At 38.1% G+C, this 19,816-nt stretch carries 16 protein-coding genes and 1 pseudogene; 4 read left to right on the forward strand and 13 right to left on the reverse strand.

From position 1 onward, the window contains the following. Nucleotides 1-35: 35 nt before the first annotated feature. Nucleotides 36-644, reverse strand: a complete 609-nt coding sequence (locus P20495_RS11880) for a transglycosylase SLT domain-containing protein (protein WP_007378361.1) — start codon at nucleotides 642-644, stop codon at nucleotides 36-38. Between the two features lie 142 nt (nucleotides 645-786). Continuing rightward, entirely contained in the window at nucleotides 787-2,364 is a 1,578-nt protein-coding gene (gshA, locus tag P20495_RS11875) for a glutamate--cysteine ligase (protein WP_008135731.1), read from the reverse strand. Nucleotides 2,365-2,887: 523 nt separating this feature from the next. Between gshA and P20495_RS11870 the strand changes: the two genes are divergently transcribed. Continuing rightward, complete coding sequence (locus tag P20495_RS11870; protein WP_033015555.1) at nucleotides 2,888-4,435, forward strand: PAS domain-containing methyl-accepting chemotaxis protein; 1,548 nt, start codon at nucleotides 2,888-2,890, stop codon at nucleotides 4,433-4,435. 108 nt (nucleotides 4,436-4,543) lie between these two features. Here P20495_RS11870 and clpB read toward each other — a convergent pair whose 3' ends face one another. From clpB to rluD, 3 genes are all read right to left on the reverse strand, one after another. Continuing rightward, nucleotides 4,544-7,120, reverse strand: coding sequence for an ATP-dependent chaperone ClpB (gene clpB / locus P20495_RS11865; RefSeq protein WP_008135738.1), 2,577 nt, complete (start codon nucleotides 7,118-7,120; stop codon nucleotides 4,544-4,546). A gap of 98 nt (nucleotides 7,121-7,218) precedes the next feature. After that, nucleotides 7,219-7,950, reverse strand: a complete 732-nt coding sequence (gene pgeF, locus P20495_RS11860) for a peptidoglycan editing factor PgeF (protein WP_008135739.1) — start codon at nucleotides 7,948-7,950, stop codon at nucleotides 7,219-7,221. Then, nucleotides 7,950-8,927 (reverse strand): 23S rRNA pseudouridine(1911/1915/1917) synthase RluD, encoded by a 978-nt coding sequence (rluD, locus tag P20495_RS11855; protein WP_007378366.1) that lies wholly within the window; start codon nucleotides 8,925-8,927, stop codon nucleotides 7,950-7,952. Before rluD ends, pgeF begins: the two co-directional genes overlap by 1 nt. A 141-nt stretch (nucleotides 8,928-9,068) precedes the next feature. On the opposite strand from rluD, the gene P20495_RS11850 reads away from it, so the two are divergent. Beyond that, nucleotides 9,069-9,833, forward strand: coding sequence for an outer membrane protein assembly factor BamD (locus P20495_RS11850; protein WP_007378367.1), 765 nt, complete (start codon nucleotides 9,069-9,071; stop codon nucleotides 9,831-9,833). A 462-nt stretch (nucleotides 9,834-10,295) separates the two neighbouring features. Here the strand turns inward: P20495_RS11850 and P20495_RS11845 are convergent, their stop codons facing one another. Further along, the gene (locus P20495_RS11845) at nucleotides 10,296-10,634 is read right to left on the reverse strand and encodes a P-II family nitrogen regulator (protein ID WP_008135742.1); all 339 of its coding nucleotides are present in this window, start codon (nucleotides 10,632-10,634) and stop codon (nucleotides 10,296-10,298) included. Between the two features lie 160 nt (nucleotides 10,635-10,794). Here P20495_RS11845 and P20495_RS11840 point away from each other — a divergent pair, with 160 nt between their 5' ends. After that, nucleotides 10,795-11,343 carry a GspH/FimT family pseudopilin gene (locus tag P20495_RS11840; protein WP_007378369.1) on the forward strand — a complete coding sequence of 183 codons (549 nt, stop codon included), beginning with the start codon at nucleotides 10,795-10,797 and terminating at the stop codon, nucleotides 11,341-11,343. 81 nt (nucleotides 11,344-11,424) lie between these two features. Beyond that, nucleotides 11,425-11,964 carry a GspH/FimT family pseudopilin gene (locus tag P20495_RS11835; protein WP_008135745.1) on the forward strand — a complete coding sequence of 180 codons (540 nt, stop codon included), beginning with the start codon at nucleotides 11,425-11,427 and terminating at the stop codon, nucleotides 11,962-11,964. Between the two features lie 201 nt (nucleotides 11,965-12,165). On the opposite strand, the gene P20495_RS11830 is transcribed toward P20495_RS11835, so the two are convergent. The 7 genes and pseudogenes from P20495_RS11830 to P20495_RS20450 form a co-directional block, all read right to left on the reverse strand. Continuing rightward, nucleotides 12,166-12,585 (reverse strand): type IV pilin protein, encoded by a 420-nt coding sequence (locus P20495_RS11830; RefSeq protein ID WP_007378371.1) that lies wholly within the window; start codon nucleotides 12,583-12,585, stop codon nucleotides 12,166-12,168. A gap of 10 nt (nucleotides 12,586-12,595) precedes the next feature. Beyond that, entirely contained in the window at nucleotides 12,596-15,862 is a 3,267-nt protein-coding gene (locus tag P20495_RS11825; protein WP_008135746.1) for a pilus assembly protein, read from the reverse strand. 1 nt (nucleotide 15,863) lies between these two features. After that, the gene (locus P20495_RS11820; RefSeq protein ID WP_008135748.1) at nucleotides 15,864-16,367 is read right to left on the reverse strand and encodes a hypothetical protein; all 504 of its coding nucleotides are present in this window, start codon (nucleotides 16,365-16,367) and stop codon (nucleotides 15,864-15,866) included. Next, a complete protein-coding gene (locus tag P20495_RS11815) occupies nucleotides 16,355-17,368 on the reverse strand; it encodes a PilW family protein (RefSeq protein WP_008135750.1) in 1,014 nt (337 codons plus the stop codon). The genes P20495_RS11820 and P20495_RS11815 overlap by 13 nt, the downstream gene beginning before the upstream one ends. Before the next feature lie 2 nt (nucleotides 17,369-17,370). Beyond that, nucleotides 17,371-17,931, reverse strand: coding sequence for a type IV pilus modification protein PilV (gene pilV / locus P20495_RS11810; protein ID WP_007378375.1), 561 nt, complete (start codon nucleotides 17,929-17,931; stop codon nucleotides 17,371-17,373). Between the two features lie 127 nt (nucleotides 17,932-18,058). Continuing rightward, nucleotides 18,059-18,760, reverse strand: a complete 702-nt coding sequence (locus P20495_RS11805; protein ID WP_008135752.1) for a LytTR family DNA-binding domain-containing protein — start codon at nucleotides 18,758-18,760, stop codon at nucleotides 18,059-18,061. Further along, nucleotides 18,757-19,792: pseudogene (locus tag P20495_RS20450) on the reverse strand (sensor histidine kinase). Before P20495_RS20450 ends, P20495_RS11805 begins: the two are co-directional and overlap by 4 nt. Nucleotides 19,793-19,816: the final 24 nt, after the last annotated feature.

A 19,816-nucleotide genomic window follows, 5' to 3' on the forward strand; every position in this document is an offset into this window, starting at 1 on the left:
CTCGAGATAGATTTATTATCCAGAATTCAGGTTAATTAACTAAATAATCGCTCTAACCACCCTTTATCAAGCTCTTCTTCACAACGCTTTAATTGTGCGCCATAGCGACTAGCTCGGTGTTTAACTTTATTTGCGACGCCCATTAGCCATTTTTTCTTTTTATAAGTACCACGCTTATATCCGCCCCAGCCTTCGTGATAATTAAGATATTGCGCATAAGCATCCCATTTAGAAATACCATTCACTTTATGCGTTTTATAAACAAACCATGCCATAAAATCTATTGCATCATCAAAGTCATCTCTATCAGCACCATTATTACCTGTTTCGCGAATATAATCTGCCCATGTAGGAGTCTTAGCTTGCGAGTAACCATAAGCGTCACTGGCACGCCCAGTTGGAATTATCCACAAAAAGTATTCCATTGGTGGCGCTGCATCGTGTTTAAATGAGCTTTCTTGATACATCATGCTCATTAATACATGCTTAGGTGAACCCCACTTTTCTTGAGCGTCTCTTGCATCGAAATACCAATCGGATTTTTCCTTAAAAATCTTACAAATATCATTCGGTTGCTTTGGTGGTGCTGTAGCGCACCCCGCAAGAGTAATAGCTAGAGATAACATTAGTGCATTTTTTTTCATGTTTTTAGATCTCACTGAACTTTTATAAAAAGTGTGGGTCTGATTTTATAATGCAGCAGTACAGCATTGTTTCATCCCTGAAAAGTATTTACGCAGCCAACTTGGGCTGCGTTTTTTTGTCTAAAAATAGTGGGCATTAAACTTACTTACTGGCAAAATATGCATCTAAGAATGCTTTGAACGATTGCGTATCCGCTTGCTCAATTGCCACTTGTGCCTCATTAGACTCTATAACTTGTTGTTCCAGCCAAGGCTTTAAAAACTCACTGTAGTCAGTTTCAGCATGACTTTTTTTATACTTATTAGCTAATGCTAATGCGAAGTGCCCGTTATCTAAACCAGATTCTTTTAGTTGTGAAACGTAACGTCCCGAGTAAGTCAGTGCGGGGTTATCAATCCACGTTGCCATACGCTTTATAGTATCTGAGTAATAATTAACACCGTAAGCATTATCCATCCATCTAGCAACATCCGTTAGCTGGGTAAATATTTCGCCCCCCCACGACTGCAGGCTTCGTTCTTCGTTATTAAAGTTAAGCATTAGTCCTTCTTCTCGACCTTGATTGACTACTGTGTCGAGGTTTTCTGTACTACGTGCTTGTTCTTTCCAATCCATTGGAGCTGAATCTTTTAATAAACAATATGTTAAAAATACATCTAAAAAGTGAATTTGCTCTATATCAATACCCACTTCGCTAAAAGGGTTTACGTCTAATGCGCGAATTTCTACATACTCAATGCCAGCTCTAAGCAGCGAGTCTGTCGGCGTTTCACCATTTTTAGCATTTCGTTTAGGGCGAATTGGTGAGTAAAATTCATTTTCTATTTGCAAAATATTTTTATTAAGCTGCTTAGGAGCTTCACTCGTATAATCGTCAATATCGCTATAGATTTCAGATGGGGTATTGATCGCTTTTTTCAAACCCGCTACATATTCATCTAGTGAATTATACATTACGCGCAATGATGACTGTGCGCTATTTGTATACCCCAGATTACCTAAACGAAGTGCAGTACCGACTTCTAAATAAAGTGTACCTTTCCCTAATTTTTTAAATGGCAAGTCGGTTTTGCGACCTTGTAAAAATGAATTACATAGCGCCGGAGATGCACCGAACATATAACTTATCAACCACAGCTCGCGTTTAAAATTACGGATCAGTGCTAAATAACCATCAGAGATAAAATCTTGTAAACTGGCGTTACTTTGTTTTAGTGAATGAATTGATTGCCAAAGTGTGTCAGGAAAAGAAATATTAAAATGTACGCCTGCAATTGCTTGCATCATACTACCGTAACGATTTTTTAACCCTTCACGGTATAATGTTTTCATTTGACCAGTATTTGAGCTGCCAAATTGTGCTAATACAATATCATCTTGATGTTCAATAAAGCACGGCATGCTAATAGGCCACAGTAATTCATCGCCCATTTTTTCTAAAGTGAATTTTTGCAAATCTTTTAATTGCTTAAGTGTCTGTATAGACGATTCGCTAACAGGGGTAATGAACTCAAGCAAAGACTCAGAAAAATCAGTGGTGATATGCCCATTAGTTAATGCACTTCCAACCCCTTTAGGATGCCCTTGAGCTGATATAACACCATCGTTTTTTATTCTTAACGACTCTCGCTCAATACCACGCTTAATGCCTTTAACTGCGTGTTTATGCTCATTTGCTGATAACGCGTTTAGCGTATTTGTTAAATCATGTGTTGTCAAAAATGCTTCCTCGGGCCACGTGGCTTAATCATAGGGTTATGGGGGCTAATTACCTAGACTCAAGATTAAATTGCTAAGAACAAAACAATTTCTCAAAATTAATTATCATTTATCCAATTTGGATATGCGTTTGATATGGCAGGCATCATACAGTAAACCCTAATATTGCCACCGCTCTTGGTATTATACAATTTTTTTGCATGGGTATTTAACCTAAAAAACGTGAAGACTCACGCGACTCAAAATCTCTCATTGCAGTACTTACGGTGTTGAATCCACTTGCAGTCGATTCATTTTATTCTGAGTTCAAAGTAAAGATTAAATTTCATCAATAAATAGACCGGCACTTACACGACATTGGCTCACCTAACTTTCAATAATCAGCTTAACAATTCAATTACTTGATGTAGATCATAAAAATATGAAATTTAAATTATAAGTACTAAAGAAATACTTTGTTTTTTTGCTTTGTAGTTAACAAGCAATATAATGACGCCAACGATAAAGGATGATAAAAAATACAATGCGCAATAATAAAAGCTTAAAAAATGAAGAAGTCCATTTTGATGAGTCACAAGAACTTGTTTCTACGACTGACCTAAGGGGAGTAATAACTTATGCTAATCAAGAGTTTTGTATCATCGCTGGATACACCTCAGAAGAACTCATAGGAAAAAATCATAATATAGTACGTCATCCTGATATGCCTAAAGCAGCATTTAAAGAAATGTGGGATATCTTAAAACAAGGCCATTCTTGGCGAGGTATGGTAAAAAATCGCTGTAAAGATGGCCGCTACTATTGGGTTGATGCATTTGTAACGCCTATTTTTGAACATGGTCAGCTTATTGGCTATCAATCTGTAAGAACAAAACCAAGCCAACAACTAAAACAACAAGCACAAGACTTATATAATAAAATAAATGCGGGTAAGTCACTATTTAGCCTCAAAGAACAAACAACAATAAGACAAAGCATCAGCTTTGTATGCGTATTACTATGGCTAATTTATGTTGCTCTATTTGGTTCGCTAAGCATTGCCTTAATAAACTTATTTATTTGCTGTTTAGTTATTGCTCTTAATTATGAAGAGCTAATTGTGACACCTAAAATATTACGTGATCAAAAAGCTAAGTCTGATTCGCTATCTCGTTATATTTATAGCGGCTATAACCCACATAGTATAAGTGATTACAGAGAACAAATGATCAGTGCAAAATTACGTACTGTATTGGGTCGTATGAAAGATTCAACATTAAGCTTTAATAACATTGCGACCGACTTAGATAAACAATCCGCGATGACTGAAAAAGGTATTGCGGCACAAGGTGAACGTTTAGAACAAATAGCATCAGCTATGGCACAAATGAGCTCAACAATTGGTGAAATATCAAATAGCACCACAGAAACAGCAGATAAAGTAAACCTCACTCACCAAAGCTGCTCTGATATTAAAAATCATATTGCCGAAAACAGTATCATGGTGTCTGATTTAGCAACACAGGTGGAACAAGCCGCGACAACCGCAAGCAGCTTAGCTTCTGAGGCTGATAAAATAGGTCAAGTGATGAGTGAAATTGAAGGGATTGCGGATCAAACAAACTTACTGGCATTAAATGCAGCAATAGAAGCAGCAAGAGCAGGCGAACATGGCCGAGGCTTTGCCGTTGTAGCAGATGAAGTAAGAACCCTGTCGTCAAGGACTCAAAATGCAACAACACAAATCCATAGCTCAATTAAAGAAATACAAGATACCTTATTTAGCTGGTCTAAAGTAATGCAGAGCACTAAAACTCAAGCCGATACTTGCGTAGATACAACCGCTAAAACTCAGATCGAACTTGATGGTATTTTTGTTCAAATAAGTGAGATTTCTCAACTAGCAATTCAAATATCGACTGCAGCAGAAGAGCAACAGGTAGTTAGTAATGATATTGGTAATAATGTATCGCAGATTAAGGGGTTTGGTGACGAAAATCTCAATTTAAGTTTTAATGTCGCAAAAGGTGCAGCAGAGCTGGTTGAAGGTTCTCGTAAAGTAAATGACCTTTTACTTACGTTTAAAGTTTAAATTAGCACCTATAAAAAAGCCGCTGATTGAAGTGGCCCACAATAATTGGAATGTCCAACTATTGGGTGTCACTTTAGGTAGCGGCTTTATATATTTAATTTCTATTGATTAGCGGTTTGTAAATACTAGGCCTTCATCGGTTGCATCAATAATGATAACACTGCCAGGTAGATAATCACCACTGAGTAACTTTTGCGCGAGTGGATTTTCAATGGTTTGTTGAATCGCACGTTTAAGTGGACGCGCGCCATAAACGGGATCAAAGCCACTTGCTGCAATGCGTTCAAGCGCAGTGTCCGTTATTTCCAGTAAGTAACCCATTTCAGTTAAACGCTCACGTAATTTCATTAACTGAATATCAGCAATCTCTTTGATATGTTCGTTAGCTAATGGATGAAATACCACCGTCTCGTCTATACGGTTTATAAATTCAGGTCTAAATTCATTTATTAATACATCCATCACTTTAGCTTTAAGTGTTGTGTAATCATTATTTCCAGCCTGCTCTTGAATAATATCTGAGCCTAGGTTTGAAGTCATAATAATAACGGTATTTTTAAAATCAACGGTTCTACCCTGCCCGTCAGTTAATCGGCCATCATCTAATACTTGCAGTAAGATATTAAATACATCAGGGTGTGCTTTTTCGATTTCATCAAGCAGTATTACCGAATAAGGTTTACGACGCACTGCTTCAGTTAAGTACCCCCCTTCTTCATAACCCACATAACCAGGAGGTGCTCCAACTAAACGCGCAACTGAATGTTTTTCCATAAACTCAGACATGTCGATACGCACCATGGCATCTTCGGTATCAAACATAAAACCAGCCAGTGCTTTAGTTAGCTCTGTTTTACCAACCCCCGTTGGGCCTAAAAATAAAAATGAGCCAATCGGACGGTTAGGATCAGCAAGTCCGGCACGTGAGCGGCGTATTGCGTTAGAAACAGCAACAACAGCCTCATCTTGCCCAATTACTTTGCCGTGAAGTTTTTCTTCCATTTGCAGTAGCTTTTCACGCTCACCTTGTAGCATTCTCGATACCGGTATACCGGTCCAGCGAGAGAGTATTTCTGCTATTTCATCCTCTCCCACTTGGTTTTTAAGCAGAGTCATTTCTTGCATTTCGGCTTGTGAGGCTAAATCAAGCTTTCGTTCAAGCTCTGGAATTCGCCCGTATTGCAGCTCTGACATACGCTGTAAATCACTCGCTCTTCGCGCTACATCTAAATCTAATCTTGCTTGTTCAAGCTCAGCTTTAATTACTTGCGTGCCTTGAAGTGATGCTTTTTCAGCATTCCATATCTCGTCTAGCTCACGATATTGCCCATCAAGGTCGGTGATCAACTCTTGCATTTCAGCTCGGCGTTTTTGGCTTGCTTCGTCTTTTTCTTTCGCTAGTGCATTATCTTCTAACTTTAGTTGGATAATACGACGTTCGAGTTTATCTAATGACTCTGGTTTTGAATCAATTTGCAAACGAATTGAAGAACCCGCTTCATCTATTAAATCAATCGCTTTATCTGGTAATTGACGATCACTAATATAGCGGTGAGATAACTGCGCTGCTGCAACAATCGCGGGATCTGTAATTTCTACTGAATGATGTAACTCATATCGCTCTTTCAAGCCGCGTAATATAGCAATGGTATCCTCGACTGAAGGCTCTTCAATGAGTACTTTTTGGAAGCGACGTTCAAGCGCTGCGTCTTTCTCTATGTATTTACGGTATTCATCAAGCGTGGTTGCGCCAACACAATGTAATTCACCGCGCGCTAATGCTGGTTTTAGCATATTGCCCGCATCCATGGCGCCGTCACTTTTGCCCGCACCCACAATAGTATGTATTTCATCAATAAATAAAATGACTTGGCCTTCTTCTTTAGCCAATTCATTTAATACTGATTTTAAACGTTCTTCAAATTCGCCACGGTATTTAGCACCCGCAACTAACGCGCCTAAATCAAGTGATAGTACGCGTTTATTTTTTAATCCTTCAGGTACTTCACCATTAATAATACGCTGCGCTAAGCCCTCAGCGATTGCTGTTTTACCAACGCCAGGTTCACCTATTAGTACAGGATTGTTTTTAGTCCGGCGCTGCAGAACCTGAATCGTACGGCGAATCTCATCATCACGGCCTATAACAGGGTCAAGCTTACCCTGCTCAGCGCGTTCAGTTAAATCAATGGTGAACTTTTCTAATGCTTGGCGTGTTTCTTCTGCATTTGGATCATCAACTTTTTGACCTCCACGAATCGCCTTAATCGCACTCTCAACTTTGCTGGCGGTTATATTTAACGCTTTAAAAATAGTCCCAAGCGGGCCTTTATCATCACATGCAACAAGTACAAATAATTCACTAGAGATGTATTTATCTTTACGCTTTTGCGCATATTTATCGCATAAGTTGATAAGCGACACCATATTATTGGACAGTTGAACATCACCGCCGACCCCTTCTACTTTAAATAGCTTTTCTATTTCTTGGGAGAGCTTGGTATTGAGTTCGTCTGCACTTATACCTATTTGGGCAAATAGCGCTCGAACACTTGATCCGCTTTGCTGAAGCAATGAGTACATTAAGTGTACAGGTTCAATAAATTGATGATCGCGGCCAAGTGCCAGCGATTGCGCATCAGAAAGCGCAGATTGAAATTTACTTGTAAATCGATCTAAACGCATAAGGGTTTACCTATCAAATAATCTAATTGCTTAATTAATGGGTATGTTTAGGCGTTTGTTCAAGGTGTAGCAGAAAATATAATCACAACAATGATAAATTACTTGCGCCAGATCAAACTTGCCATGCGTCCAGTTTGGCCATCACGACGATAAGAAAAAAACAGGTCTTTGCGAGAAACAGTGCAGTACTCTCCCCCTGTAATTTTTTTTATACCTGATTGATTTAGTAATATACGAGCAATATTATAAATATCGGCAAGGTATTTGTGGTTAGTTTGTAGTTTAAACGCTTCAACAAAAAGAGATGACTGTGCTTGGAATAGCTCAAAAACGTCTGAGCCAACTTCGAATTTATTTGGACCAATAGCAGGACCTAACCATGCATTGATATCCTTATGCTTTGCATCAAAACAATCAAGAGTACTTTTAATTATACCCTGCTCTAACCCTCGCCACCCTCCGTGAATGGCCGCAACTTCATTGCCATCATTACTACTTAATAATATGGGAAGGCAATCAGCGGTCATAATAGCAAGTGGTTGATCAATTAGTTGTGTATAAAGAGCATCAGCATTATGTAACTCAGTGAAGTCAAAATGCTCATCAACAATAACAACATTGTTACTGTGAACTTGATTTAGCCATACCGCTGGTTTTGGAATATGCGTATTTAACAATGCGCGATTTTTTAATACGTACTCTTTATTATCACCAACATGAAGTCCAAGGTTTAAACTTTTAAATGGGACTTGAGAAACACCACCTTCACATGTAGTACTTAACGTACCTACATTATGAAGGTTTTGCCATGTCGCTGATAATAAATGCACTATCTATCTATATCAGGATTAGCTTTGGTGTCTTCGCGTAGTGCTAGCGTCATAGCAACCATATCATCAGGTATAGGCGCTTGCCATGTCATCATTTCACCCGTAATAGGATGAGCAATGCTTAATTTAACCGCGTGGAGAGCTTGGCGTCTAAAACTACGAAGTAGCTCAAATAACTCAGGAGTTGCACCTTTTGGTGGACGCGGACGGCCGCCATAAGACTGATCACCTATTAATGGGTGATTTAAGTAAGCCATATGAACACGAATTTGGTGTGTACGACCGGTTTCTAAGCGCAAACGTAAGCGAGTATGTGCGCGAAACTTTTCAGCCACACGGTAATGCGTAATAGCAGGTTTGCCCATTTCATGAACAGCCATGTGTGTACGCTGTGTCGCATGGCGACCAATAGGCTTTTCAATCATGCCACCAGCGGTCATGGTTCCATTACAAAGTGCTTCATATTCACGCGTGAAGTTTTCACGTTTTTGTAGTGCTGTCACTAAATGCGTTTGTGCAGGGATAGTTTTAGCCACAACCATTAATCCTGTCGTATCCTTATCTAATCTGTGCACAATACCAGCTCGCGGAACATTGATAATTTCCGGGTAGTGATGTAATAGCGCATTTAATACTGTGCCATCAGGATTACCCGCCCCAGGGTGAACCACAAGCCCCATTGGTTTATTAATTACCAAAATATGATCGTCTTCATAAACTATGTTCAAATCGATGTTTTGTGCAAGGTATTCTCGCGGTGCTTCAATAGTTGTTTCAACATTAAGAAGCTCACCACCTAATAACTTAGTACGTGGTGTGTTTAATATTTCGCCATCAACAGTAATTTTATCATCCAAAATCCATGTTTTTATACGTGAACGTGAATAATCAGGGAACAATTGCGCTAATACTTGGTCTAGACGTTTACCACCTAAGTCGGTTGGAACCTCGGCTTGAAGAGAAATTTGCTCTGTCATTAGTAACTTTACCCAATTTACCAGTGCAAGCTTTGCTCGACTGGGTTAGAATCGCTTTTAATAAAAGCATAATATAATACGTATAGTTTACTCGGTTTTACCGACTTGGCCTAGCCGAAGACATCGAAGGTAACAAATAAAATGATAAATAAAATAGGGAAACGTGCATTTGCCATTGTTTTTTCAGTTTCTGTACTTAGTTTAGGCGCTTGTTCGTCTGCGCCTGACCAAGAAGATATTCAACGTGTACCAAACAGATCAGCACAAGCTTTGTATGAAGATGCAAAAGAAACACTAGATTCTGGTTTATATGCACGTGCAATTGAGCTTCTAAGTGCAATAGATTCTCGTTATCCATTTGGCCCGTTTTCTAAGCAAGTACAAATGGATTTAGTGTATGCGCATTATCAATCGGGTAATACAGAGCAAGCATTAGCAACAGTCGATCGCTTTATACGCCTCAACCCAAATCATAAAGATTTAGATTACATGTATTACATGCGTGGTTTGGTAAACATCAAAGCAGACAAAAATGCATTTCAAGAATACTTTGGTGTAGATAGAGCTGACCGTGATGCAAACCGAACACGTGTTGCATTTACCGATTTATCAACATTGGTTAAACGTTTTCCAGATAGTGATTATGCACCAGAAGCTAAACGTCGTTTGGTGTGGCTGTTAAACCGCATGGCACGTTACGAATTAAAAGTAGCGACTTACTATTACGAACGTGAAGCTTATTTAGCAGCAGCTAATCGTGGTAAATTTGTTGTTGAACATTATTCACAAAGCAGCTATTTAGACCCTGCACTTGAAATGATGGAAAAAAGTTACGACAAACTAGGGTTAACTGAACTTAGCAAACATGCAAAGCAAACGCGAAAACTGAATAATAGAACCAAATAGAAAAGCGCTTGTAAGCTGCCTCTTATACACAAACCCCTGCTAAGTAATTAGCAGGGGTTTTTTATTAGGTGTGTGTAGGACACGGGATCTTTGCTCAACTTTGACTTGTTTTCTCACGGATATAAGCCAATCGCACCAAACAGGGGCAGTTACCAAGCCCACTAAGTTACAAACCTCGCGCCGCGATTAAACCCCCTAAATAGAACAAATTTTAAACCTGAAAGGTAATACCAATCTGCTTATATATGGGGTCTATTTAACGTTAAGAAAATTACGCTAGAACAAGGCAAAAATTTTTGTATCTAGTTGTTCTCGGCAATTGCTCCCTGCATTGCTCTACCTCCTGCATCCATGCAGTCGTAAATAAAAAATTTTTAACGACGTTATAGTGCAATTTAATTCGTTAAATTGATCAAAGATTTATGCAGGTTGGTATAAACAGGCCCTGTATTAATTAAAACGTTAAATCGCGTCTTCATCTTCTTCTGCTGTTCGGATCCGTACGACACGTTCAACATCAGTGACAAATATTTTACCGTCACCTATTTTTCCTGTTTGCGCTGTTTTAACGATAACTTCTATAGCACGTTCAACATCATCATCACCAAGTACGATGTCTAATTTTACTTTTGGCAAAAAATCAACCATATACTCCGCACCACGATACAGCTCAGTGTGCCCTTTTTGACGACCAAAACCTTTAACTTCACTTACGGTCATTCCATTGATACCTACTTCAGACAATGCTTCACGTACATCATCGAGTTTAAAAGGCTTAATAATTGCTTCTATTTTTTTCATGTTAACTACTTTTTTAAAGCTTCAGATGCTTCGATTTTAGACAATCATAGAGTTCATAGCAAACAAAGCAATTGAATGACGGTGATAAAACAATCAACCATGGTATAATTTACCAAATAAAAATAGCTATACTTAAGCAACTCGCAGTAATGAGATTAATATGAACAATAAACAAAACGGATTCACCCTTCTAGAATTAATGGTCACTGTTTCTATTGTGGGTATTATTGCTTCTATTGCCTTTTGGAACAGTAGCGACATGCTTGAAGAAAATAGGGCTGAAAATTTTTTGTTAGAGTTGAAAAGAAATATTAGCTATGCACGTTCTCAAGCAGCAAGTACTGATGAAATAATGGTGCTATGCCCTGGACCATTAAATAAGATAAGCGAAAATAAATTCTTTAATTGTCAAAACACATGGCAAGGCGATTCGGTAATAGCATTATTTGTTGATAAAAATAACAATGGTAAATTTAATAGAAAAACAGACACTATTTTTAGAGCAATGGAAAAAATTAGTTCTACAGATAAATTAAAATACACTGGAAATGAAAAAATGCTGCGCTTTAATACCAGCGGTCGTATCACGACTAATCCAGGCGACTTTATCTTTTGCCCCAATAACGGTACTGAAAACAATAAAGCGCTCAGAGTTTCTCAATCAGGAACAGCCTTTTATCTAGGAGATACCACAGAAAAATGTGATTAAAAAACACACTAATTAAATTTGTCATATTCTGATTATTTACTAGACTAAATTAATCATTTAGATTGATTTAAGGCTTCAGGGATGAGGTTTAAAACACGTTCAAACAAAATATTAGGGATAATTCTCATAGAGTTAATGGTGGCTTTATCAATCATTGCTATCATCAGTCAGCTTTCAATATGGTTCTTTTCAGATTTTTTAGCCTTAAATCGTGCCGACAATCAAGTTAACCTATTACATCGTAATATTAACTACGCACGGCTGTATGCAATCGAAAATAGCACCTACGTTACGCTATGTTCGTTAAAAGAAAAGGAATGTGTAAAAGATGATTGGGACGGTCGAATCTCTTTATTTATCGATAATGATAAATCCACTACACTAAATAACGATGAACTACTTTTGAGTACATTTGAACATACTCATGATGCAGATAGCTTAAAATACCCTCGTGATGCAATAACTTTTAGGCCTGACGGTTCACTAAATGGCTTTCAAAATGGCACTTTTATCTATTGTCCAAATAGCGACAAGGCAAATCTTGAAGGGCTTGCCTTGTCAGTAAGTCAAACGGGTCGAATACGAATTAAATCAACCGATATATGTCAAAAAAGTAACTAACCTGAACTCTGGTTAAGAGATTTACTAACGTATTTAATCATGGTGATGTTTAAATTTATTTTCTCTAGCCAGAGATTTTCAGTGAAAACAAGGCTAATTTACTTGCAATAGCTGGCCTATTGCAAGTAAATTCAACGCAGTCAGTACTGAAAATAGCTGCTTGAGATAGATTTATTATCCAAAGTTCAGGTTAACTAATAATTACCGACCCCAACAATAGTCAACATCAGTAGCTCCTTTAGTACCTTTTGCACCCTTTAAGCCAATATCAGTAATAGATAGTTCAGTACAATCACCATCACCTTTCACTGCGCCACCTATGGGCTTTGCTTTAATGGTAAACGTATTCGTTTGTTTCACTTCGATACTGAGTTCAAAGTGTTTACTTTCTGTTTTATTATTAATACCAAGGTTATCAAACGATTCTGTGTATTCCCTATTATCAACAAAAAACTGCTCTTCTTTATTTGCCGCATCCAATAATGCCGCAGCGGCTTCAGCACGCGAAGTGCGCTTAACATACTCAGTGTAATTAGGTAATGCTATTGAAGCTAATATACCAACGATAGCAACAGCTATCATTAGCTCAATTAACGTAAATCCACCTTGTTTATTGCTCATCTATTTTTCCTTAATTTTTGATTTCGTCATTTTCTTCACGCTTATAAATATAAGTTTGCTGCGTTTTGAAGCCAAAGCCGATAGGTTGAACATCATTAACTAACTTAATCTTACCATCAACAACATTTAACCCAGGCCCTACAATCTCGACTGGTTTCATTGGATTTTCAGCATTTTCGCCTTTGATGCCAGGGCCAATTAAATAGAACTGACTTTCCATTTTAACATCTATGTCTGTATCAATGATATCTGGTGGTGTAGGGCCATTTTCATCCAGAATAGGCTCTGCATCACATTTACCATTGTTATTTGCATCCACACAAGATTCTCCTTCGCCAAAATAAAGCTGTGCTGTATCGGGTACATCATAACTCGTGGAAAATTTTAATTCGTCATACACTTTCGTCCCGTAGTGTAAATGGAATGCATATAAAGAACCTCCTCCCCCACTAAGCGAGCATTGGTTTTCAGTTGACGTATCTGAAGCTGGCTTAAATGATGAAAAATAAGCAACACCACCTACAACGGCAGCTGCAGCTAATGACTTTTCACCTGTGCCTAATTCATAGTGCCAGCCCTTGAATCCAGCTAAATCTACTTCTAAGTCGACAAATTTATCAACATCATTTAATGCATTACCAAAAGGGTCTAAATTCATCGGCATTAAATCAGCTAGTTTAATCGCATCTGGTGTATTTGTTGTAAACGTTCGTGTTACCGTATTTTCATCTCGAATCATTAACAATTGATCTTTTTCATTGGTATCATTCGGTTTCGAACGATTACCGCTCCCCAATACCACAGCATCAAAGGGTGTATCTAGCCGAGTTATAACTTTTTTACCATTTACAGTCACTTCAGAAACTTTGCTAAACATCGTTCTTACTATTAATGGGTTATAAAAAAAGCGTCTATCTTCTGTTGCTTGACTACTCCCCAATTCAGCAAACTTAAAGTGACTAAATTTATTTACATCGTCTCCTGGCATATCAATACGCCATATATCTCCTCCAGTATCAGATGCGTAAATTCTATCAATGTATCCATCGTAATCAGAATCAAGTAAAGAAACATTAGCAGCAATACTGTGTTCGCCCTCAAATCCATTAATATCAGGGGTGAGCGCCCATACTCTTTTTCCTGTTTCAGCTTCAACAATATAAATACCTCTACCTATATTATCTTTACTTCGAATAGCCGCATCCTTATTCGTATCATACCCTGCACCAAACACAAGTAACGGCTTATCACCAAATGCTTTTATGTAAGCAATCTGTGGCTTTGACCACGTTTGAGCTAATTCTTTAAAATCACCTTTACCACCTTCGATCGGCTGTGCCCACAACTTTTTTGGCTCACTGGGGTCTGAAATATCAAGTGCATAATAGTTTTTACCACCACGTCGCATACCTGCTACAGCCCAGACTTGATCACCTTTACTTGCATCAATAACACCATCATTTAAGCCATTATCATTTAGGTTTTTATTATTAAAATAAACACTAATCGGCCCATCCATACCATACAGTTTACCGGTTTCATTATTGCGAAGAGGTTTAATAATGTCATATAGATCAGAAGGTATAAATGCCCAACTTTCGCTCACTTCATTATTAACATCATCATCTTTGAACATATGCAGAAATCCAGCATTAGTACCTATTAGAATACGAATATCATCATTGCCATAATCTATCGCTATCGGTTTAGAATGCAGGGGGTCACCAAAAATATTACCTCTTTGATCTGTTCTATCGCCATCACCGTTTTCATCATCAACATCAATGCCCATAGACCATTTAATATCAGAGCTACTTAAAGTAATCGGATTGTCATCTAATGAATCAAGTATCTCGCTTACAATCGTGGTGTTAAATTCAACAATACTTCCTTGCTTATTTGTATAAAGATTCCGCCTTTTTAAAGCATCACTGCCAGTGAGTGAACTTAAGTGATAATTTACACCACCTTCTGCAACCAAACTTCCATCAGCTGACTGTTCACTTGGTAACCAATAGGTTTTTGCATCATCATCAATCAAACCATCCGAATCAAGCGCCGCTTTATTCGTTGAATCAATAATACGGCTACCAGAAACTTTTAATTTTTTTAAGTTTCCTTTCCACCTAGTACCTATTTCAGGATAAAACATAGCGAAATAAATAGCATTTCGACTACGAGTTTGATCGACGTTATTACTCGCTACAGATGGCGATGAAAAGCTATCATTTACTTCTCGAATTTTAGAAATTGCTTTATTTAGTGACTTAGATAATTCATCTGGGGTACTGGCTGGAAAGTTTTCGCCACCACCTAATGACGAAGCTTTAACTAAAAGCTCTTGCCCCTTAGCGCTCATTCCAGAACCAAAACCTATTGTGTATAGACGCCCTGTCTCGTGAATATCAGGAGTCGCTGGATACAAATCTACTTTTACATTACTCGTACCATGAATAACTTTAGCCAACTGATGTAAATAGCTACTGTAATAACTATCAGTACTCCAATTTAGGCCTTGCCCAAAGTACTTCTTATGCTCATCACTAATTACGCTATCACTATCATTATCTCCTGACGGATCACCATCAGTCATATAAATAATATTTACTGAGTTATCACAACGCTTCGCTTCCTCTACGCTGTCATTAAATGGAGAAACATACGTATAAGTAGTTTGTGTATCATAATAGTTATAACAAACCTCTCTGCGATTTCGCCCCCAACCAGTCCAATAGCAATGCTCTTTTTCTATCTGAGTCGTTACAATATCTTCAACACTGGTATCTCTTTCAACTTCGCTTGCTCCCAAACCATAGCTCACACTTTGCCCTGTAATATATAAATAGGCTTCCCAGAGTGTCTCTGTTAGCGGCGTTCCACCATCCGCTGGTAAATTTGCGATTGACGATTTAACCACAGAGGGGTCTTTCCCCAAGCCATTTATAATATAACCGCCATCAGTCTCTTTAAAACGCATTAAACCAAAGTCAATATTATCGTTATCTTCTATAACTTTATTCATCGCATATTGTGCCGCACCTAGGCGACTATCCGAGCATAATATATAGCGTCTTAGATTATTACTGTACCCACAATCATTACCCGAACTTGATGAAAACGCCATACTTCCCGATGTATCAAATATAAGCAGCACACGTGGTTTTTCATCCACGTTAATATTATGATTCACGTAGAGCTCTATATCCTCAGCGGTAGCCGGTACACTCATTGTTAACCCTAGAGATGCAGCAAATAATTTATTTAATTTAAGTCTCATTTTAAATTCCTTTGCCTGTACTAGCCATTTGTTGAGCAATACCGGTAACAATGGTTAACTGATGTTTGCTTTTAGAGCCATACTCTATTGTTGTTGATACTTGCATCATATTGCAAGCAACCCCTTTTGTGCAGCTATAGCACCTCGGACACTCCAGATTAAGTGCGCCTTTATTTAAGTTAATCATTTTACTTGGCATGCCATTATGTTCAGCAATAAGCATTCCGTCGGTGCTTTTGTCAGCTATTTTGGTGACTTCCTCGGGTGACAAGAAGAACTGATTAGCCGCACCTTTATTTGCTTCCTCAGCAATCACGCGAAGTACTTCGCCTATCAATTCATTTTCAGCTACTTCGCGCTCTTGTGCTGCATTCGTAATTTTAACGTCAATACTGCTGCTGCTCATAAGTGTTACAGCAATACCGGTAACGGCTATTACCATGATCAATGCTGTAATAAGCACAACACCCTGTTGTTTTTTAGGTGAATTTTTTAAATACGCCATAAGTTTGATCCTACATTGTTTAACCGTATGGTGGTGGTAAATACTGTGCGCCGGTAACTCTTGTCAAACTCCTCTTCAGCGTTTTTTGGTATTACGCGCTTATATTCTCCTTCCCCAAGAGTATATGTTTGATTATTAATGTTTAATCCAGGATCTTTTTGTAATGCCCTAATGAGCAAAAACACCTGCACCGTTAAAATGCCTTTACGGTTTTCCCAATCAGTGGGGGTCATTTGTTCTATACTTTTATAAGAGTCAACACGGTTATTGGCAGTGGTATCTAGGCCAAACACAAAACGCATATTCTCTACGCCTTCCATGATAGTTTCAGCTCTTACTTCGTCCTCCACCAAGCGTTGTCTCATTAGCGCCGGTACCGTTATGCTTTTGTTATTAACCGTATAAGTTTGCTTGGAAATATAATAGGTATGGTGGCTATAAGGCCACACGGTAGCATTCACATTTAAACTTCCGGGAGCAACTATACCTCGCACAAATTGCGCTCTTTCTTGCTCTGCAATAAAGTAATTTTGACCTGCTTGGGTTTCGTTTCCTGCAGCTCCTACGGTTAAGCGATTACCCTGTAAAAATTTAAGCTGTAAAATATCTGTATCTTTAACAGGATTACTCACGCAATTTAGTTCTTTAGACTCTTCAGCAACTTTTGCATAAATGGTTCTAAAGTTACTGGTACTTGTTAAATCTGGAAAACTGCCGTTATTAAGTCCCTCAAAGCAATCATTTGTTGGCGCAGCTAATGTTGTGGTATTAATAGCGGTAAATGAATCATCGTAGTAGGTACCCCAAAAGCCAATTTGTTCAATATCTCGTTGCATTATATTTATAGCTAAGCGACCTGATTCTTGCAGCTCGCCTATTGTCATAGTATCTCGAGTTGTTACTTTCATACCTATGTAGGTAAACATGACACCACCAAGTACAAGACCACCAATAAAAAGAGAGATCATGACTTCTATAAGTGTAAACCCTTTTTGTTTCATGCTTAGCTCCTAAGATAAATATAACTGGTCAAAACAACTAGACGGCGTCGTTTATCTGCTGTCCCGCATTTAATATCGCCCGTCGCTTTATTAGCGGTAAATTCTTGCCTGCCTTGCCACGAGACAACAACCTCTAAGTTGAATGCTTTACCGCCTGAGCCACCAATAGCTGAAGGGTTTATACATACTGTGGCCCCATCCAGCGTTCCTGTATTTTCGCGAGCGCGTATAGCTCGTTTCCACTGTTCAATATCCAACAGCGCAATTTGTGCTGAACTGCATGAATTACTAAAACAAGTAGTTGTCGATTTCATAGCGGTTTGGCTATTAAACGTTTGTTTATAGAGTGTGCCTAATTGAGACGTATCATTAGCACGAATACGTTGAATAATATCGTTGCCAAGCGCTACAGCCGCAGCGCGCTGCATTGAATCAAAACTTGCTTGCTTTGCTTTAGCTTGTAGTGCGATAGCACCTAACAAACCAAAGCTGAGAATAATAAATGCAATAAGCACTTCTATCAGTGTGAAACCTTTTTTGGAAGAAGGAGAGTAAGATTGCATAAAAAAACCAAATGAAAATTATCTAATTATTAGTTTATCTGCTAAATGGTAATGTTCAATCAATACTACGATAGGCGGTTAAATTTGTTGATAAGCGGTTAACAGAATATATTTAAGAGGTATAAAATCAAAGCGCACTTTTGACAGCCTTGAGCTCACGACGACTAACAGGCAGTAACTCGCGACTCCCTTTAAGTTCAATCATGTGATGACTACTCCCTTGCGAATGCAAAGCAATAACCCTTTTTTTATTAACTAATGTATTACGATGAATTCGTAAAACATACGCTGGATAGAGTAATTCTAACTGCTTTAAACTTTGTTCTAGTAAAGCTTCTCCAGTTAAAAATACCATTTTGGTGTATTTTTCTTCTGCACTAAAGTACAAAACATCTTTTATATCAACGCTACGTAGAGTACCAGCTAGCTGATAAGAAATTTTTACATTTTGCTGTTTTTGAATATGCACTTTGTTTAAACGCCCGACTTGCTTAAGCACCTTTTGCAATGATTGCTCTGAAATAGGTTTAACTAAATAACCCGCTGCGCTTAATTGTAAAGCATCGAAGGCATGCTCAGGGTGAGCAGTTATAAAAACAATTGCTGGAGGTAGAATTAAACTATTGAGCTCATTAGCAACTTGTAAACCATTCATTCTAGGCATATCAACATCTAAAAAAATTAAATCTGGCGTTTGCTTTTTAGCAAGTATTAGGGCTTCATTACCATTACTTGCCTCACCTTGTACAACTATACTTTTATCGTGTGCTAACAAACGAATTAAGCGCGATCTCGCAAGAGGTTCATCATCAACAATGAGTACATTCATACACTGCCCTCAATTAGCTTAGGGATCACGACCTTGACCCTAAACACATCATTTTTACTAGTAATTGTTAGCTGCGCTTTATTTTTATAATAAATATTTAATCGCTGGCGAATATTTTCAAGCGCCATGCCGTTATTAGGCCTAGTTTGAGCATTAGAAATTACTATGGGGTTAGATACAATCATGGTTATATAGCCGGTAGTAATATGCAGCTCTACTTTTATTTCTGCACCATGCTCACTTGTTTCAACGCCGTGGCATACCGCATTTTCAATTAATGGCTGCAGGGTTAAACAAGGAATACTCAATGCAGGTAGTTCATTGGGTATTTGCCAATCAACTCTTAAGCGGTTACCAAAACGCCATGTTTCAAGTGCTATATATTGCTTACTCAGTGTTATTTCATCGTCAAGAGATACATTTTTTCCTGAGTGCATTGCAGCCTGCGATAAGGCGGCTAATGCTAAAATGGCTTGCTCTGCCGCATCGGCATCATGATGGGTAAGCTCTGCAGCAGTGTTTAAACTATTATATAAAAAATGAGGACGTATTCTAGCTTGTAAGGCATCAAGCTCAGCACGAGAGAGCGCCTTAGTTTGTTGCGCTTTTTCAAAATGAATTAATAAAAATTGGACGAATAAAGCCGCCAGCAAAGCCACTATAATGCAATTGCGAAGTGTAAAATAAATTAGGTTCTTTGTATCATCTATATCAAAAGCAAAATGGGAAAATAAAATACTAAAAATGCATGTAGATAATAAAAAAGAGGCAAAAAATAGACTTAACTGAAAAGCTTGAGTACGGTTTTAGTAAAAAAAAACGACAAAAATATAAAGAAGAAGTGCCGACTAAAACAATTAAATGTAAAAATAAGCTAATGATCCCAAGTCGAAGCCAAATATCGCCTTCTACATTGGGTGCAAAGGCTAAAACAATAGCAATAACTTGAGAAACAATAAGCGAAGCTAATACGCCTCGCTCATTAAAAAGAGCCGAAAAAAGCAAACCATCATTTTGAAGTGACTTGCTCATAACGACTCTCCTTTAATCTAAATT

The sequence above is a fragment of the Pseudoalteromonas sp. BSi20495 genome (genome assembly GCF_000241185.1).
GTDB classification, from domain to species: domain Bacteria; phylum Pseudomonadota; class Gammaproteobacteria; order Enterobacterales; family Alteromonadaceae; genus Pseudoalteromonas; species Pseudoalteromonas fuliginea.

Excerpts from the sequence above, each read along its gene's own strand:
- pilV (WP_007378375.1), bottom strand. The coding sequence starts at position 17,931 with ATGCAATCTTACTCTCCTTCTTCCAAAAAAGGTTTCACACTGATAGAA.
- P20495_RS11830 (WP_007378371.1), bottom strand. The coding sequence starts at position 12,585 with ATGAGCAATAAACAAGGTGGATTTACGTTAATTGAGCTAATGATAGCT.
- P20495_RS11820 (WP_008135748.1), bottom strand. The coding sequence starts at position 16,367 with ATGGCGTATTTAAAAAATTCACCTAAAAAACAACAGGGTGTTGTGCTT.
- P20495_RS11850 (WP_007378367.1), top strand. The coding sequence starts at position 9,069 with ATGATAAATAAAATAGGGAAACGTGCATTTGCCATTGTTTTTTCAGTT.
- P20495_RS11845 (WP_008135742.1), bottom strand. The coding sequence starts at position 10,634 with ATGAAAAAAATAGAAGCAATTATTAAGCCTTTTAAACTCGATGATGTA.
- P20495_RS11835 (WP_008135745.1), top strand. The coding sequence starts at position 11,425 with ATGAGGTTTAAAACACGTTCAAACAAAATATTAGGGATAATTCTCATA.
- clpB (WP_008135738.1), bottom strand. The coding sequence starts at position 7,120 with ATGCGTTTAGATCGATTTACAAGTAAATTTCAATCTGCGCTTTCTGAT.
- P20495_RS11805 (WP_008135752.1), bottom strand. The coding sequence starts at position 18,760 with ATGAATGTACTCATTGTTGATGATGAACCTCTTGCGAGATCGCGCTTA.
- rluD (WP_007378366.1), bottom strand. The coding sequence starts at position 8,927 with ATGACAGAGCAAATTTCTCTTCAAGCCGAGGTTCCAACCGACTTAGGT.
- P20495_RS11880 (WP_007378361.1), bottom strand. The coding sequence starts at position 644 with ATGAAAAAAAATGCACTAATGTTATCTCTAGCTATTACTCTTGCGGGG.
- P20495_RS11815 (WP_008135750.1), bottom strand. The coding sequence starts at position 17,368 with ATGAAACAAAAAGGGTTTACACTTATAGAAGTCATGATCTCTCTTTTT.
- P20495_RS11870 (WP_033015555.1), top strand. The coding sequence starts at position 2,888 with ATGCGCAATAATAAAAGCTTAAAAAATGAAGAAGTCCATTTTGATGAG.
- P20495_RS11840 (WP_007378369.1), top strand. The coding sequence starts at position 10,795 with ATGAACAATAAACAAAACGGATTCACCCTTCTAGAATTAATGGTCACT.
- P20495_RS11825 (WP_008135746.1), bottom strand. The coding sequence starts at position 15,862 with ATGAGACTTAAATTAAATAAATTATTTGCTGCATCTCTAGGGTTAACA.